11 protein-coding genes are annotated in these 16,885 nt (G+C 62.9%); 7 read left to right on the top strand and 4 right to left on the bottom strand.

Annotation, left to right across the window (positions count from 1 at the left end):
• Window positions 1-43 precede the first annotated feature (43 nt).
• The 6 genes from SMA01S_RS01045 (at window position 44) to SMA01S_RS01020 (ending at window position 8,890) form a co-directional block, all read left to right on the top strand.
• Window positions 44-358: an L-rhamnose mutarotase gene (locus SMA01S_RS01045; protein WP_066816366.1), complete on the top strand. Its 315-nt coding sequence runs from the start codon at window positions 44-46 to the stop codon at window positions 356-358.
• Window positions 351-3,404: a beta-galactosidase gene (locus tag SMA01S_RS01040; protein WP_066816364.1), complete on the top strand. Its 3,054-nt coding sequence runs from the start codon at window positions 351-353 to the stop codon at window positions 3,402-3,404. Before SMA01S_RS01045 ends, SMA01S_RS01040 begins: the two co-directional genes overlap by 8 nt.
• Before the next feature lie 101 nt (window positions 3,405-3,505).
• Window positions 3,506-4,621, top strand: coding sequence for a beta-galactosidase BglB (gene bglB, locus SMA01S_RS01035; RefSeq protein WP_066816362.1), 1,116 nt, complete (start codon window positions 3,506-3,508; stop codon window positions 4,619-4,621).
• Between the two features lie 63 nt (window positions 4,622-4,684).
• Window positions 4,685-6,244, top strand: a complete 1,560-nt coding sequence (locus SMA01S_RS01030; RefSeq protein WP_084249958.1) for an MFS transporter — start codon at window positions 4,685-4,687, stop codon at window positions 6,242-6,244.
• Window positions 6,245-6,324: 80 nt separating this feature from the next.
• Window positions 6,325-7,092 carry a FadR/GntR family transcriptional regulator gene (locus SMA01S_RS01025; RefSeq protein WP_066816360.1) on the top strand — a complete coding sequence of 256 codons (768 nt, stop codon included), beginning with the start codon at window positions 6,325-6,327 and terminating at the stop codon, window positions 7,090-7,092.
• 247 nt (window positions 7,093-7,339) lie between these two features.
• Window positions 7,340-8,890 (top strand): alpha-N-arabinofuranosidase, encoded by a 1,551-nt coding sequence (locus SMA01S_RS01020; RefSeq protein WP_066816828.1) that lies wholly within the window; start codon window positions 7,340-7,342, stop codon window positions 8,888-8,890.
• A 249-nt stretch (window positions 8,891-9,139) separates the two neighbouring features.
• Here the strand turns inward: SMA01S_RS01020 and SMA01S_RS01015 are convergent, their stop codons facing one another.
• The 3 genes from SMA01S_RS01015 to SMA01S_RS01005 form a co-directional block, all read right to left on the bottom strand.
• Entirely contained in the window at window positions 9,140-10,399 is a 1,260-nt protein-coding gene (locus SMA01S_RS01015) for a serine hydrolase domain-containing protein (RefSeq protein WP_066816357.1), read from the bottom strand.
• A gap of 108 nt (window positions 10,400-10,507) precedes the next feature.
• Window positions 10,508-13,183 (bottom strand): TonB-dependent receptor plug domain-containing protein, encoded by a 2,676-nt coding sequence (locus SMA01S_RS01010; RefSeq protein ID WP_066816353.1) that lies wholly within the window; start codon window positions 13,181-13,183, stop codon window positions 10,508-10,510.
• A gap of 92 nt (window positions 13,184-13,275) precedes the next feature.
• Window positions 13,276-14,568, bottom strand: coding sequence for a serine hydrolase domain-containing protein (locus SMA01S_RS01005; RefSeq protein WP_066816348.1), 1,293 nt, complete (start codon window positions 14,566-14,568; stop codon window positions 13,276-13,278).
• Window positions 14,569-14,762: 194 nt separating this feature from the next.
• Between SMA01S_RS01005 and SMA01S_RS01000 the strand changes: the two genes are divergently transcribed.
• Window positions 14,763-15,506 carry a TetR/AcrR family transcriptional regulator gene (locus SMA01S_RS01000; protein ID WP_245649095.1) on the top strand — a complete coding sequence of 248 codons (744 nt, stop codon included), beginning with the start codon at window positions 14,763-14,765 and terminating at the stop codon, window positions 15,504-15,506.
• Here the strand turns inward: SMA01S_RS01000 and SMA01S_RS00995 are convergent.
• Window positions 15,496-16,845, bottom strand: coding sequence for a spinster family MFS transporter (locus SMA01S_RS00995; protein ID WP_245649094.1), 1,350 nt, complete (start codon window positions 16,843-16,845; stop codon window positions 15,496-15,498). The two genes, SMA01S_RS01000 and SMA01S_RS00995, sit on opposite strands and share 11 nt — an antisense overlap.
• Between the last annotated feature and the right edge of the window lie 40 nt (window positions 16,846-16,885).

The following is a 16,885-nucleotide window of genomic DNA, read 5'->3' as shown; positions in this document are numbered from 1 at the left end:
TTTTGAACATACATACCACATAATGGGTTTTTAAGGAGGGGCTGTGTCGATCTGGGCGTTCAAGATGCAGCTGAAGCCCGGTGTCATCGACGAATATCGTCGTCGCCATGACGAGATATGGCCTGAGCTGTCGGCGCTGCTGAGCGCGGCCGGAATCTACGATTATTCGATCTTCCTCGATGAGGGTACGCTTGCGCTGTTCGCCGTGCTTAAACTCCGCAAAGACAATGATCGCGACGCGCTGCCCGATCACCCACTCATGAAGAAGTGGTGGAATTACATGGCGCCGCTCATGGAAGTGGAAGCCGATAACCGGCCGAAGGAATGGCCGCTTCCGCTGATCTTCCATCATGCTTAGGGTCGCTCGGCTATCGATCGGTCTGGGCACGCTGGCCGGTCTCCTTCTGGCGACGGCCGCCCCGGCACAGACAGCACGCCCGACCGAGAACCTGGCCGCGCCGGCGAAGACGTTCGGTCGCGTATCCTATGATGCGCGGTCGCTGATGATCGACGGCAAACGCAAGGTCATCTGGTCGAGCGAGTTCCATCCGTTCCGCCTGCCCAGTCCGGACCTGTGGCGCGACATCCTGCAGAAGATGAAGGCGAGCGGGTTCAACACCGTCGCGCTGTATTTCGACTGGGGCTACCACACGGCGAAACAGGGCGAATACGACTTCACCGGCATCCGCGACATCGAGCGTGTGCTGACCATGGCGGAGGAGGAGGGGCTCTACGTCATCGCTCGCCCCGGGCCGTACGTGAATGCCGAATTGTCGCGCGGCGGCTTTCCCGGCTGGCTGGTCAATCAGAAGGCCCGCGCGCGGACCGACGACCCCGCCTATCTGGCGGCGGTCGACGAGTGGATGAGCAGGATCGACGCGATCGTCGCGCGGCATCAGATCAACGGCGATGGCAAGGGACATCGCGGGACGATCATCCTCTATCAGATCGAGAACGAGCTGCCGCTGACCACGTCCGCGCAACGGCGCTACATGGACCATCTCTATGCCAAGGTGCGCGCCGACGGCGTCACCATCCCGCTGTTCCATAACGACCAGGGGCGCAACGGCTATTGGGTGCCCGAGAGCTCGTCCGTCGACAAGGTGGTGAAGGGGCCGAACGACCTGTACGCGTTCGATGGCTATCCCGGTGGTACCTGTACCGTAACCGGAAAGGTCACGCGCGGATCGGCTGCGCCCGATTGGGGTTTTTACGGTCCCGGTGGTGCGAAGGGTGGCGCCTCGGCTTCGCCCGACACACCCGCATTCCTCGCCGAATTCGGCGGAGGCTGGTTCGATTATTGGGGATCGAACGGCGGATATGAGTGCAACGCGATCCAGCGCGGCAAGCGGTTCCAGCGTGTCTTCTATGGCACCAACCTGGCGAACGGCATCGACATCCAGAGCTTCTACATGGGCTATGGCGGGACGAGCTGGGGCTGGTTGCCGGCGCCGGTGGTGTTTTCGAGCTACGACTACGGAGCGGCGATTTCCGAAGCGCGCGAACTGCGCGAGAAGGCCGAGGAACTGAAACAGCTGGGCGGCCTGATCGCCAATGTCCCGGATCTCGCGGGCATGGTTCCGGCTGGGCGCGCGACCGCATCCTCTCCCGTTATCCAGGTCTATCACGACAAGAGCCCGGAGAGCGACGCGCGCTTCCTGCTGGTCACGCACCGGCCCTCGAACGGCCAGACCGACGACCGCTTCACGATCACCGCCGACCTGCCCGACGGGCATTACACGTTCCCGCAGGCCGCGCCGATACGGCTGCACGGGTTCGACGCGAAATGGCTGCTCGCAGGAGTCGATCTGGGCGGGCATCGACTGGTCTATTCGACGTCCGAACTGCAGTCGTCGGTGACGATCGACGGCGGGGATTTGATGCTGCTCTATGGGCGGCATGGCGAGGACGGGGAGACCGTCCTGCGCTACGCCTCCGCGCCTAAGGTCGAGGTGCTGGAAGGGCAGGCAGCGAGCGCGTTTGACGCTGCAAAGGGCGACCTCCGGCTGAACTACGCGCATGACGGCCGAGTAGTGGTTCGTGTGACTGGCGGTGGGCGTCCGCCGCTCACGCTGTTGCTGACCGACGAAGCCGAGGGCGTGCACTACTGGCAGCGCGATACGGCCGCCGGCGCGGTCCTGATGCGCGGCCCCGCGCTCGTACGACGGGCCGATGCAAGTCGCGACACGCTGATGCTGACCGGCGATACCAAGGCCGAGACGGCGCTCGAGCTTTGGGCGCCGGCGGCAATCACACAGGTGCGCTGGAATGGCGCTGCCGTCGCGCTGAACCCGGGTGCGATCGGCGACCGCCTCACAATACGGCCGCTGGGTGGGCCTGCCGATTTCGCGCTTCCCGCACTGACCGCCTGGCGGATGGCGGCAGGGTCGCCCGAAGCCGAACCCGCGTTCGACGACAGTAAGTGGCAAAAGATCGACAATCGCGAGTCGGCGACGATCACCGCCAAGCCGGATGCTCAGCCGACTTTGGTCATGGATCCCTATGGCTTCCACGACGGCGATGTCTGGTATCGCGGCCGTTTCACTGGATCCCCGGAAGCACAGCAGATTGCGTTGTTCTACGGCGCGGGCGGCGCGGGGATGTTGCAGCTGTTCCTCGACGGCGAGTTGGTCGGCCAGGACGAATTGGCGAGCGGCCTGCCGCGACCGATCACCACCGGACTGGCGCGCTTTGCCTTGCCGGAGGCCGCGCGAGCACCCGGCGAGCACGTGCTGGCGGTCATGGTGCGCAACAACGGCCATAATTGGGACCTTGGCGCGGACGACTTTCACAAAGAGGCACGCGGGCTCGTCTCGGTCTCGATCGAGTCACCGGCCGGGCGCAGCTTCGCGGTCCCGGTGGCCTGGAAGATCCAGGGCAAGGCTGGCGGCGAAATGCTGCCCGATCCGGCGCGCGGACCCGCCAACAATGGCGGCCAATATGGCGAGCGGATGGGCTGGCATCTTCCCGGCTTCGACGACGCGACATGGGCGGCCGCGACAATTCCCGCAGCGGCGCCGGCGGCCGGCACGATTTGGTATCGTACGCGCTTCGATCTCGCGGTGCCGAAAGGGCAGGACGCCACGATCGCGCTCGCGTTCGGCGATACCGCCCTGCCGAGATCGCCGGGACGCTATCGCGTGCTGCTCTTCGTCAATGGCTGGAACATGGGCCAATTCATCGCCCATGTCGGGCCACAGCGCGTATTCCCGATCCCCGAGGGCATCCTGAATCACCGCGGCAGCAACACGGTCGCGCTGGCGGTCACCTCGGACGGCGCGCCGGAAAATGCGCTGGAGGCGGTCAAGCTGGTGACGCTGCGCAATGTCGCCGGTGGAGTGCCGGTGCGCATGGTGCCCGCGCCCGCTCGTCCCGCCGAGCTCAATCCGGTCGCCGCGCGATGATCGGCGACATCGTCATACGGCGCCGGTTGTTCGGCTGCCATCGTATCAAGGCGCGCGGCCAGGCTCTGCCGGCCGCGCGCCTCATCAACAGGAGAAATTGATTGGCCGCCGTTACCCATGACGTCCCGCATGGCGACGTTATCTCAGCGATCGATAAGCTGATCGACAATTTGCTCAACATCAAGGACGAGACGGGCGAGTTTTTGCTCCGCCTTGAGGATGGGCGGGTCATCGACACCAAGGGCTGGGCCGGTTGGGAATGGACCCATGGCGTCGGCCTGTTCGGCCTGTGGCGCCTGTTCGAGCAGACTGGCGACAAGAAGGCGCTGGCGGTCATCAAACAGTGGTTCGACGATCGCTTCGCCGAGGGCACGCCGACCAAGAACATCAACACCATGGCCCCGTTCCTGACGCTGGCCTATCTCTACGAATACGAAGCTGATCCGCGCTACGTCTCGTATCTCGACACCTGGGCGGAATGGCTGATGGCGCCCGACGGACTGCCGAAGACCGAGGAGGGCGCGTTCCAGCACCTCGTTTACAATGACGAGAATCCGGGCGAATTGTGGGACGACACCTTGATGATGTCGGTCCTGCCCTTGGCCAAGATCGGCCTGTTGCTCGACCGGCCGCGCTATATCGAGGAGGCCAAGCGCCAGTTCCTCGTCCACATCAAATATCTCTACGACAAGACGACCGGGCTGTGGTTCCACGGCTGGAATTTCAATGGCCGCCACAATTTCGCGGAGGCGCTGTGGGCGCGCGGCAATTGCTGGGTGACGATCGCGATTCCCGAGATCATCGAAATCCTCGATTTGCCGCCCGGCGACGCCTTTCGCATCTTCCTGACTGACACGTTGGCGGCACAGGTCAAGAAATTGGCCGAGACGCAGGATGCCGATACCGGCCTGTGGCACACGCTGATCGTCGACCCGACCAGCTATCTGGAGGCATCGGCCACCGCGGGCTTCGCTTACGGCATCCTGAAGGGGGTGCGTAAGGGCTATCTGCCACGCCATTACGAGACGGTCGGGATCAAGGCGGTGAAGGGCGTGCTCGCCAATATCGATGCGGCGGGCGAACTCAAGCAGGTCTCTTTCGGCACCGCGATGGGAGACACGCAGCAATTCTACAAGGACATCGCGCTCACCTCGATGCCTTATGGTCAAAGCCTGGCGGTGATTGCGCTGGGCGAATTCCTGCGCACGTACATCTGATGGAACGGGCGTCGGCACCAAGGGCGGCGGAACTGTCGCCCGACAGCATTAGGAGGGGTTAGGATGGCCAGCGAGCCGACCGTAGAGAGCCCCGCCATACCGGCCGCGCCGATGCGGCCGGTGCGCTGGTACAATCTGATCATCTACGGGTCGAACGACATCCTTGGCGCCGGCTCGATGGCGGTGATCAGTACCTGGATCCTGATTTTCTACACGAGCTTCTGCGGCCTGTCGGCGGCGCAGGCGACGATGATCTTCGGTGTGGCGCGCCTGCTCGATGCTTTCACCAGCCCGCTGATCGGCCATCTGTCGGATAATCTCGGCCGCACCTGGCTGGGCAGGACGTTCGGCCGGCGGCGGTTCTTCATCCTGGCGGCCATTCCGCTGCTTCCATCGTTCGCGATCATGTGGGTCGCGGGGCAGGGCTTCTGGTATTATCTCGTCACCTACGTGTTGTTCGAGATGGTCTATGCGATGGAGATCATCCCGTACGAGACTCTCGCCAGCGAGATGGCGACCGATTATCGGACCAAGGCCAAGTTCGCCGGCGCGCGTATCCTGTTGGGGCAGTGTTCCGCGATCGCCGCGGCGTTCCTCCCCGGCCAGCTGATCAATTACCTCGGCCCCGACTCGCCGCAGACCTTTCTCTATATGGGCATCATCTTCTCGGCGCTGTTCATGGCGGCGGCCGGCCTGCTCTACGCCTTCAGCTGGGAGCGCCAGCGGCCGCCGGAGCTCGAGGAGGCGGAAGCCGCGGCGCGGCCGTCGCTGGGGGCCGCGTTCGCGGCGCTCTATATGAACCTGTTCTCGACACTGCGCATCCGGGCATTCCGCCTGCATCTCGGCATGTATCTCGGCGGCTATATCAGCCAGGACATCTACAATGCGGCCTTCACCTATTTCGTGATCTTCGCATTGGCCGGGTCGACCACGATCGTCGCCAATTTGGTCGGCGTGACCTATGTCGTCCAGCTGATCGCGGTAGCGCTGGCGATCAACTTCGCATTGCGCATGTCGCCCTCCGCCGCCTACCGGCTTGCCGCCGGCAGCTTCGCGATCGGCGTCGTTATCTTCCTCGGCATGTACTGGGCCGGCTATACCGCGACCTCGGCGCTGTTCTGGCTGCCGGTGGTGTTCGTGGGCCTCGGGCGGGGGGCGCTCAATTATATTCCCTGGGCGACCTACAATTACATGGCGGATGTCGATGAAATCGTGACCGGCCGCCGTCGTGAGGGCGCATTCGCGGGGGTCATGACTCTTGTGCGCAAATTGAGCCAGGCACTGGCGGTGATCCTGGTCGGCCAGGTCATGGAGGCGTCCGGTTTCGTGCCGAAGGCCACGACGCAGAGTCCGCAGACGATCATCGCGATCGCCGCGGTACTGGGCGTAGGGACGCTAGTGGTGTTGGCGTTCGGCGTGTTTGTCGCCGCGCGTTTCCGGCTGAATCCGCATACCCACGCCATCCTGCTCGACGAGATCGAACATTTCCGCAGCGGCGCGCGCAGCCCGACCGATGCGCTTCATGCCAAGGTGGTGGAGGATCTGTCGGGTTGGTCCTATGACAGCCTGTGGGGTAACAATCGGGTGGCGGGACTTAGCCCAAACGAGCGTCCCAGCGGGTAATGCGCTCCATGCGGACGGTCGTTATCATTTCCTTTTTGTAATTCGCGAGGTTCCTTATTTCCAAGCCACCGTCACCCCGAGTGCTGATCTCCGACCAGGCGATCAATGCCGCGCGCGGAATAAGGTCGATCAATATTCCCTCGACGACGCGGATCGCCCGCGCCATCGCGATGGAAATAATCGGCGGCACATTGAAGCCGGGCGACAGGATTTCGGGTGAAGAGGAAGCACTCGAGCGTTTCGGCGTATCCCGGACGGTATTGCGTGAAGCGATCAAGATCCTCGATGCCAAGGGGTTCGTCACCGCCAAACCCAAGGTCGGCACGCGGGTCCGCGACCGCCAGAACTGGAATTTCCTGGACCCCGAAGTGCTTGCGTGGCGCATCGCCGTCGGGCTCGACCCCGATTTGCTCCAGACGCTTCGCGAGGCGCGCCTCGCCGTAGAACCGTTCGCTGCCCGCTTGAGCGCGCAACGGGCCTCGATCAGCGATCTCGCCGAGATGGAGGCGAGCGTGCGGTTGATGGACGAAGCGATCGGAAACCGGCAGCTATTTGCCGAAGCGGACCTCAAATTTCATCGCGCAGTGACCGCAAGCACCGGCAATTTCATCCTGGGATCCTTCTCGGCCATCGTCGAGACCGCTTTGGTGTGCGCGACCTTGCTTCTTCCACTCGAAGACGAGGAGCTTCGCAGCGAAGCAGTACGCAGACATGCCGAGTTGTTCGAGGCGATCGTGGATCATGACGGCGACCGCGCGTCCCGGCTGATGACCGACATGATCGCGTTCGGCGGGGAGGTCGGTGAAATGTCGACAAAGCCGAATCGCCGGCGGCCGGGACAGTCCTAGACTCGGTTTCGGCAGCGCCGAAACCACACCATGCCAGCCGATACCGGTCGCCCTTACCGCGACCGGCGTTCGGCAGACGTGCGGCTGCAAATTCGCACCGCGGTTGCCACGACAGAAAGCATCCGCAGACGAACCGATCGGCACCCGCAAATTCTCTTGCGCTATATTATGTCTGAGTTAAAAAGACCGCGAACCGGCTGGGACAACGTTCCTGGCGACCCGCGCCCCGGTTGCAAGGGAGATGGAAATGCGTCTGTTGCTCGCCGCCTTGGCTATTTGCGTTGCCGTGCCTTCGAGTTCCTATGCCATGGGCGACGACGACGCCGAAATGGTGGTCGTTCATGGCGACCGGCCCGCTCCGAAGTTCGACCGGCATATTTTTGGCCAATTCGCCGAGCATCTTGGCCATGGCATCTACAACGGAATCTGGGTCGGGCCGCGCAGCAAGATTCCCAACATCAAGGGCTATCGGAAGGACGTGCTCGAGGCGCTCAAGGCAATTCGGGTGCCCGAAATCCGCTGGCCGGGGGGATGTTTCGCCGACGAATATCACTGGCGCGACGGCATCGGACCGCAGGCAAACCGCAAGGTCTCGATCAACACCCATTGGGGCGGAGTCACCGAAGACAATGCGTTCGGCACGCACGAATTCATGGATTTCTCGGAGCTCGTCGGCGCCGACGCCTATGTCTCCGGCAATGTCGGCTCGGCGCCTCCGGTAGAATTGGCCGATTGGGTCCAATATATGACGTCGCCCGTCGGATCGACGCTAGCCAACGAACGTGCGGCGAACGGTCGGAAAGAACCCTGGCGGGTTCCCATGGTCGGGCTCGGCAATGAGCTCTGGGGATGCGGCGGAAGCATGCGCGCCGAATATGCGGCGGACTTGACGCGTCGCTACGGCACCTTCGTGAAGATGCCGTCGGGGCAGCACGTCATGAAGATCGCCAGCGGTGCCAATTCGGGCGATACCGATTGGACCGACACCATGATGCGCATCGCGGGAGACAAGATCGACGGCATTGGCGTTCATTATTACACCGTACCGGGCACCTGGGATCACAAGGGGTCGGCAACCGGCTTTGATGAGGACCAATGGGCCCGCACGCTTGCCGCAACCATCCGGATGGACAAGATCATCACCGAACACGCTGCGATCATGGACAAATATGATCCGACCAAGCGTGTGGCGTTGCTGGTCGACGAATGGGGGACCTGGTACGATGTCGAACCGGGCACCAATCCCGGCTTCCTGTATCAGCAGAACAGCCTGCGCGATGCGATCGTCGCCAGCCTGAACTTCGACATCTTCGCGCGGCACACGGATCGTCTGCGCGGCGCGAACATCGCCCAGATGGTCAACGTGCTGCAGTCGCTGCTTCTCACCGAAGGCGATAAAATGGTGAAGACCCCAACCTATTGGGTGTTCGACATGTACAAGGACTATCAGGACGCGACCGTGTTGACGGTCGACGTCGACGCGCGGACATACAGCAAGAACGGGTCTTCGCTGAAGGCCATCAGCGCCAGCGCCGTTCGCGATGCAGCCGGCGTCGTGCACGTGGGCCTGACGAACGTCGATCCCAACCGTGCTGAAACGGTTCGCGTCAAGCTCGACGGGCTCAACGTCACGCGCGTGTCCGGCCGCATCCTGACTGCCACAGCCATGGATGCGCACAACACGTTCGGCGCTCCGGACACGGTCAGGCCAGCCCCTTTTGCCGGCGCCAGGATCAGTCAGGAGACGCTGAGTGTTTCACTGCCGCCCAAATCGATCGTGATGCTGGATCTGCGCTGAGCCGGCCTCGCTCATAACTATCCCGCGCAAATCGACCAACTGCCGATCACACCCGGGCGGCAGTCAGGGCGCGGTGCGCGGGATCGTCCTTCTGGTGAGCACGTCAAAGGGTTGGTGGCGATCTGATCGTCCGCAATGCGGCCCAATTGCCGCCGTTCAAACTCGATAGCGTCGATGCCAAGAGCGGACGTTCGCTTCCTGGTCGCTTACGGTTCCCTCTCCTAAATCGTTGATATGTGGCGGTAAGGCTCAGCAATTGGCTTTCAGCGAGCCATAGATGCCGTGCTGGAAGATCGGGAGCGCACGGCGACCCGCCGCCCCTCGGCCGGTTGCTACCGTTGCCCCTAGGCCGGCGGAAACCGGAACCTGATGTTGGATCAGGTAGATCATCGCTAGATCGTTGACGGGGTCGGCTTGCCACCAGGTGCCAAATATTCCCGGCCACGTCATCGAGCCGGGCGCCCCGCAGGCATAGGGATTGTCGGCCCCATCCTCGGCGAGCGAAACGCCCAGCCCGAAGCCGTTGGTCCGCCAAAGTGGCATCCCGGCGAAGGGTATCGTGCGCTGATCAGACGTCAGGCGATTGGTCCGCATCAGCTTCACGGTTTCCGGGCGCAGAAAGAGGGTCCCTCCAAATTCTCCGTCTTGAAGCAGCATGCGCACGAAGCAGTGATAATCGGCTGCGGTCGAAATCAGGCCGCCGCCGCCGGGCGTGTAGCTGGGGGGCGCGTCGAATTTGTGCCAGTCGACCTTCGCCAACTGTCCGGCCCGATCGTCATAGGCGTAGAGGCTGGCGATACGTTCCCGCTTGTCGGGCGGCACCCAGAAATCGGTGTCGGTCATGCCGAGCGGCCCGATGATGCGCTCGAGCAGCACGTCGCGGAACGACTTGCCCTCGACGCGACCGATAAGGAAGCCGAGCAGGTCGCTCGAATGTCCGTAATGGAAGCGCGTACCAGGCTGATAGGCGAGGGGAAGCGAGCCAAGCGCTTTCAGCCACGCCTCAGCGGTCATCGAATTGAGCGCCGGATCGCCGAGTGCCCGCTCGTACGCCGCCTGCAGCGGCCCTTCGGAGAAAAACGCATAGGCGATGCCCGAGCGGTGCGTGAGAAGATCCTCGATCGTAATCGGTCGCTCGGCCGGCACGGTGTCGTCCAGCGGACCGTCGGCTGTACGCAATACGCGGCGGTCGGCCAGTTCGGGTACCCAACGCTCAATCGGGTCGTCGAGTGCGATCTTGCCTTCCTCGAGCAGCATGAGCGCCGCCACCGAGGTGATCGGTTTGGTCATCGAGGCAATCCGGAACAGCGCGTCGTGACGCATCGGACTATGAGTCTCGATGTCGCGCCAGCCGATCGCCTCGGCCTGGACGATCTCACCGCGATGCGAGGTCAGCGTTACGATGCCAGCGAGTTCGCCCGAGTCGACGAACGCCTGCAACCGCGCGCGCAGCGCCGCGAGCTTGTCGGGATCGAAGTGATCGTTCCCGGGGAGGATGTCTGGGATCATGGGGTGATGGGCTCTGGCGTGGTGGAGCGAGCGGATGCGGCGTGCGGCAGCAAATGGGTTCGCGTGCGTCGTGGCTGCGAGCCCGGCGGACCGGGCTCGCCTCCCCCGTCAGAAGGCCTTGCGCAGGCTGAGCGCGACATAGCGCCCGATCGGATTGTAGGCGCCACCGATCCCGTCCGTCGCTGGAAAGAATGGCGGCGTGGCGTCAAACAAATCGTTCACCTGAAAGGAGAGCTCGATGCCCTTTGCAAAGCCGTCGTCCGGCAACTTCACCGATGCCCGCAAGTCGACGGTGGAATAGCCCTTTGCCGAGTAGACGGCGGATCCTGTGGGCGTGGCGTAGGTGCTGGTGAAGCCGCTGCGGTGGTTGAGGAAGCTGACTAGGCTGACCCGACCCCATGTCGCTCCCAGGGTGCCGCGCAACGTCGTGCGGGGGACGCCCAGTTGGAGAGAATTACTGACAGCCGCGGTCGGCGATAGCTGCGTATTAAACTTGAAAATGTAATTGCCCGCAATTCCGGCTTGAACCGACCCGAAGGCCGTCCGGTGCGTATAGTTGACGTCGAAGTCCAGGCCGTTGGTATCGCGGACCCCGAAATTGCCATTGCGACGGTCCACGAGGTTACCGATCGACGGTAGTGGCGAGGGGAAGCCGCTCGGGACCCCAAGGGCGATGAACGCTGCAAGCTGAGCAGCGGTTGGGTTTCGCGTAACCACCGCGGCGAACGTCGGATCGCTGAACACGAGGTTGACCGGCGGTGTCCCAATCACGTTGGTATAGTGAATGTCGTAATAGGTGACGCTCGCGCGAAGACCCGGCAGTGCGGTCGGCCGCAGGTCAGCGCCGAAGGAGTAAGTCCTTGCTTTTTCTGGCTGAAGCGACTTGTTGCCGCCCAGAAGATAGATCGTGTCGACCTGCGACGCTCCCCGCGTTGGGTCAATCAAACCGTTCGCCGCCAGATTGGCAGTGCTGACGTAATAGGCCCCGACCGTAGCGGCGATATCGCGCAAGCCGGGTGCCCGGAAGGACCGCCCATACGTGCCTCGCAGCATCAATCCCTCAACCGGGCTCCAGTCGACACCGACCTTGGGATTGGTCGTCGAACCAAAGTCACTGTAGTGATCATATCGTCCGGACAATGATAATGAGAGGCTGTGCATCAACGGCGCGGCGTTGCCGTCCCCGAAGATCGGCACGAAGATCTCCCCGTAAACCGACTTGATGTCCCGTGCTTGATTTTCCGGCACCGGCACTCCGTAATAGGTGCCGCTCTGAACACGGGTTTCCCGGCGATATTCCGCGCCGACCGCGAACTTCAGCGCCCCGCCAGGAAGATTGACCAACGGCCCGTCAATTCTTGCCGCCCCAAGGTAGGTGCGCTGTGTGGAGGTGACATCGATGGCGAGGTTCGTGATGGATTGGGCAACGCTTGCAGCCGTTCGATTGCCGAACGGGTCGAGCGTTCCGGTCGCCGCCGCTGTCGCTGCCGCAGCGGTGTTGAGGACAGGAAGGAACGCGCGATTTGAACCCCAGTCGAACGTCCCGTACACACTCAACTTGATGTCGCCGCCCAAGCCGAAGTCGATGCCCGCGGAGGAGTCGCCCGCTTTGACTCGATAGATGTTGTCGATGAAATTCGACCCGTAAAGATTGTCGGCGCGAAACTCGACATATTCGGTGGTCGCCCCCGGAGCACTCGACGGTACCTGGAAAAAGGGGCTTGATCGCGGGACGAATACCCCGAGTACGCCCGGTGCAGACTGAACCGTATCCTTGCGATCGGAATAGAGGACTTCACCCCATAAGGTTATGTTCTTGCCCAGCTCTTGCTGAGCCGAGAGAAACACGCTGTGAAGGCGGGTCTTGGGAACCAGGTCGCTCAGCGCACCGCTATCGCAGTAGTTTCGCGTGTTGGCCGCAAGATTGGGCGCAGCGTAGTATATGCCGTAAGCCGTCGCATCGACCCGTATATTGGCCGCGGGACACGATGCACTACGTGTGTCGACACCGCCGAACGGTCGAAAATCCACGACACGATACGGCCGATCGGCACCCGTGATGTTGCTATTTTGGGAGTATTGATAGGCTAGCAGCACCGATCCGCTGCCCCAGTCCTTGCCGGCGACAGCGCTGCCGCTGAAGGTGCTGTAGTCATCCGCCATGCCGTAGCGGACTGACGTCTCGAGACCCGAAAACTTCTTCCGAGTGATGAAGTTGATCACGCCTGCGACCGCGTCCGACCCGTAGATCGCCGAGGCGCCGTCGGCCACGACCTCTACTCGCTCGATCGCCAGATCCGGCAGGAAAGGGTAGTCGGGATTGGTCTGGTTGTTGCCGCCCGAAATCAACCGATGGCCGTTCATAAGCGGAAGCGTTGCCGTCGCGGGCAAGTTGCGCAGACCTGGGGCGAATGCTCCCGCTCCGGCATTCGCAGCCCTCGGAGCGCTATTAAACGTGTTGAGCTGAGGAACAGTGGCTAACAAATCGGCTGTCGTCGACGCTCCAATCGTCTTGATGTCCTCGCGGGTCACAGCGATGAGGTTGGAGCCGGTTGGGGGCACCCCGCGGATGCTCGTCCCGGTGACGACGATGTCGGGGCCGGCGTCGTCGGGTTGCGACTTGTCGTTGCTTGACTGTGCAATCGGTGCGTCGGACGGCGGTGCGGTGTCCGAGGCCGGCGCGGGCGAGGTGGTCTGTGCCAATGCCGCCGGAGCGACGAGCAGCATCGCCAGCGCGGAAGTGCCGGCAAGGATCAGATGCTTCTTGGCAATGCGGTCGTTCATACAAACCTCCCCTAAGCTCCGGCTCTTTCGACGGGCGCTGGCCGGATATTGTGATCGTGAAATGGGCGATGTCGCTTGAGTGGTGAGGTGCCTCAGGGCGAGGCGCCGTAAAGCGCGCGCACGACGTCCTCGTAGAGCGGCCAAGCCTTGGGCGGAAAATAGTTGACCATCACGGTCACCCGCAGGTGTTGCTTGGGGTCGATGAACGCGATCGTACCGGCCGCGCCGAACCAGCCATAGGTTCCGGCATGGACGCCGTTCGGCGCGTCGGTCAGGTACAAAGATCCACCCGCGCCGAACCCGGTCGCCGGGGTTTTGGCCGTGGTGACATTCTCGACCACGCGCACGCCCGCTGGCAGCAGGTTGGACATGGCGAGTTCGGCCGTCGCGCGCTTGAGGATGCGGACATTGCCGACCTTGCCGTCGCCCGAGAGCATCTGGAGGAAGCGGTCATAGTCACGCGCCGAAGAGACGAGGCCAGATCCGCCATACGGCGCGAGCGGCGGCCGCAGCCAGAGCGAAGCGGCCCCCGTCTCAACGACGGTCCGTTGCGCACTCGTTCCGAGATAGCTCGTCGCCAAGCGGCCCGCCTGAGACTGCGGCACGGTCCAATAGGTGGAATTCATGCCGAGCGGCTTGAGGATGCGGCTCTCGACAAATCTGTCGAACGGCACGCCCGAAGCGACCTCGATCACGCGGCCGAGCACGTCGAGGCTGACCGAATAATGCCATTCGGTTCCGGGGTCGGCGAGCAACGGTACCGTCGCCAGCCGATCGGCGAACGCTGCGAGACTTTGCGGCTGCACTTTGCTCGCTTCGGCGTCCACCCGACCACCGAGCAGGCCCAGGCGCTTATACTCGGTAGGAAGCGGGCCGGTGCCGATGATCTGATAGGTAAGGCCGCTGGTATGCGTGAGCAGATTGCGGATCGTGATCGGGCGGGGTGCCGGATGGGTCGGTGCAAGTGCCGCTGGGGAGTCGACCACGCGCATCGATTTGAAGGCCGGAATAAAGTCGCTGACTGGCTCGTCGAGCTTCATCTTGCCTTGTTCGATCAGGATCATCGCCGCCATCGCGGTGATCGGCTTGGTCATCGAATACACCCGCCACAAGCTGTCGGGTCCGGCTTTGGGCGCGGCGGCATCGTCGGCGATCCGGCCCGCGGCGACGAACGTCGGGGGCGCGTCACCGCGCCCGATTGCGGCCACGGCGCCCGGCACCGTGCCCGACCGCACATAGGAATCGAGCACCGACTGTACGGCAGCGATCGCGGTAGCGGGTCTAGCGGCAGCCGATGCCGATTGGCCCGGTGAACGAGCGTCGGCCGCGGTGGCGGAAGCGGCCGCCAGCAACAGGGATGCGGTGATCCAGGCCTTGTTCAACATCCCAGCCCCTCCAAGTCGCGCCCTGTCGGCTGATCGAGCGGTCGTGATCCGCCGCATCACCAGCCTCGGGTGTTTATGCGTCGATAGAGCGCGGCGACATGGAATGTCAATTCCATTTATTTAGGGCTAAATAAAACTTCTGAAATATGGCATCGCTTGACCCTGTGCCGCGCGCGCCCCATCGTTGCGGCCGAATGAAGGAAAAGATGGCGACATCGCTGACCCGCAAGCGGCCCGGCCGACCGAAATCCGCTGCCCCGGCGCCACCGGCAGGAGAGCGTCGGACGCGGGCGGAGCAGCGCGCCGCGACCGTCAAGCAAATCCTCGACATCAGCGAGGATCTGTTCGCGCAACTCGGCTATTTCGGGGTGACCATCAAGGATGTCGCCGACCGCATGGGCATCCATGCGGCGCTGATCCACTATTATTTTGACGGCAAGCAGTCGCTGTTCGATGCCGTGTTCGAGCGCCGCGTCGAATATGCCGTGACCGTCCGGACCGCCGGACTCGATGCCTACGAAGCCGAAGCGGGCGACCATCCGACCGTCGAGGGAGCCCTGCGCGCTTATTATGACGGCGCGTTCGACGTCTATATCAACGGCGACGAGGGATGGCGCAACTTCGGCCGCATCTTCAGCCAGGTGAACAACGCGCCGGGCTATGGCGCCGAGAAGATGGACACCTATTTCGACCCGCTGGTGCTTCGACTGATCAGGATCCTGCAGAAGGCGCTACCCGATGCGCTGCCCGAAGATCTGTTCTGGTGTTTCCAGTTCACCTCGGGGGCCTATTCGTTGATCCTGTCGCGCACCGGCCGCATCGATCGGCTGTCCGATAACCTCTGTGCCTCGGACGATTTCGCCGCGGTCCGGGAGCGTTTCGTGACCTTCATGGCCGCCGGGCTCGAGGCGGTTTATCGGAGTCACCTCAAGGGCTAGGTTCGCGCGCGGTCGCATCCTCGCGCTTCAGCAGCCGCGCGAGCCACAGGAACAGCAGAATCGCTACGAGGTAGAAGGGCGTGAGCGTATAGAGCGCGATCTGCAGCGAGTTGGTAGGATGGCTCGCGCGGAAATAGTCGCTTGCCGCTCCGACATAGGTCGGTCCCAGCCCGAGCCCGATGAAGTTGATCACCAAGAGATAGAGCGCGCCTGCCATCACGCGCTGGCTCGGCTTCACCTCCGCCTGCACGAGCGCGACCGACGGCGATAGGAAGAAGAAGTTGAGCGTCATTGGCACAAGCAGGAGGGCAAGCGACAGCTGCCAGCCGGGTGCCCAAAGAAAGGCGAGGTAGAACGGTATCGCCAGCACGAGCGAGCTGGCCGGTACCAGCGCATAGGCTTGCCGCGAGCGCTGCGCGAAGTGGTCGATCAGCCGACCCGACACAAGCATGCTCGCGCTCATGCCGATCGCGACGACTAGTGCATACCAGATCGCGACCTCGGCCAGGGTCATCCCCTTCTCGCGCATGAGGAACAATGTCGCAAAGTTGCCGAGGCCATAAGTGATGAACTGCGTCGCGCCGCTGCCGAACGAGGCGAGGAGGAGCGTCGGCTTAGAGAAGAACGCAGCGAGCGTCTCAAGAAAGCCCGATCTCGCGCCATCGGCAGTGTTGCTCGGATCGGTCGCGCCGCGTGCCGGGTCGCGGATCACGAACAGAACCACCAGTGCCGCGACGAGCCCGACCGCGCCGATCGCGATGAACGCGTAGCGCCAATCGAAAGCGGCGGCGATCGAGGCCCCGAACGCCACGCCGATCGCCGCGCCAATACCCGGACCGAGATTATAAATGCCGAACGCAAAGCCTCGGCGCTGTGGTGTGAAGGTGTCGGTGATGATCGCATAGGAGGGTGGCACGCCGCCCGCCTCGCCAAAACCGACCGTCATGCGGGCGACCACCAATTGCGGATAGGTCGCCGCAAAGCCGCAGCACATCGTCGCGGCGCTCCAGATCGCGCAGGCCAGCGCCAGGATATGGACTCGGTTGCTGCGGTCAGCGAGCCAACCGATCGGGATGGCGATGAAGCAATAGAAAAACGCGAAATAGAGACCGCCGATTAATCCCAGTTGAGAGTCGGTCAGCCGCAGGCTGTCCTGGATCGGCTTGGCGAGGATCGAGAGCAGCGAGCGGTCGAGAAAGTTGAGGATATAGACCGCGAGCAATGACAGCAGCACGACCCATTCGCGCGTGCCCGGACGCTGTTCGACCGATCGGTTGTCAACGTCGTCGCAGGCTATTTCGAGGCCGTCAGTGGCGGTGAGCGGCGGGACGATCGTCACCGGATGCCCATCATGGTCAGGCTAGCCATTATCTTCTCTC

The sequence above is a fragment of the Sphingomonas mali NBRC 15500 genome, from assembly GCF_001598415.1.
GTDB lineage: Bacteria > Pseudomonadota > Alphaproteobacteria > Sphingomonadales > Sphingomonadaceae > Sphingomonas > Sphingomonas mali.
The sequence above is the reverse complement of the archived record's forward strand: the minus strand, read 5'-3'. Positions and strand labels throughout refer to the sequence as shown.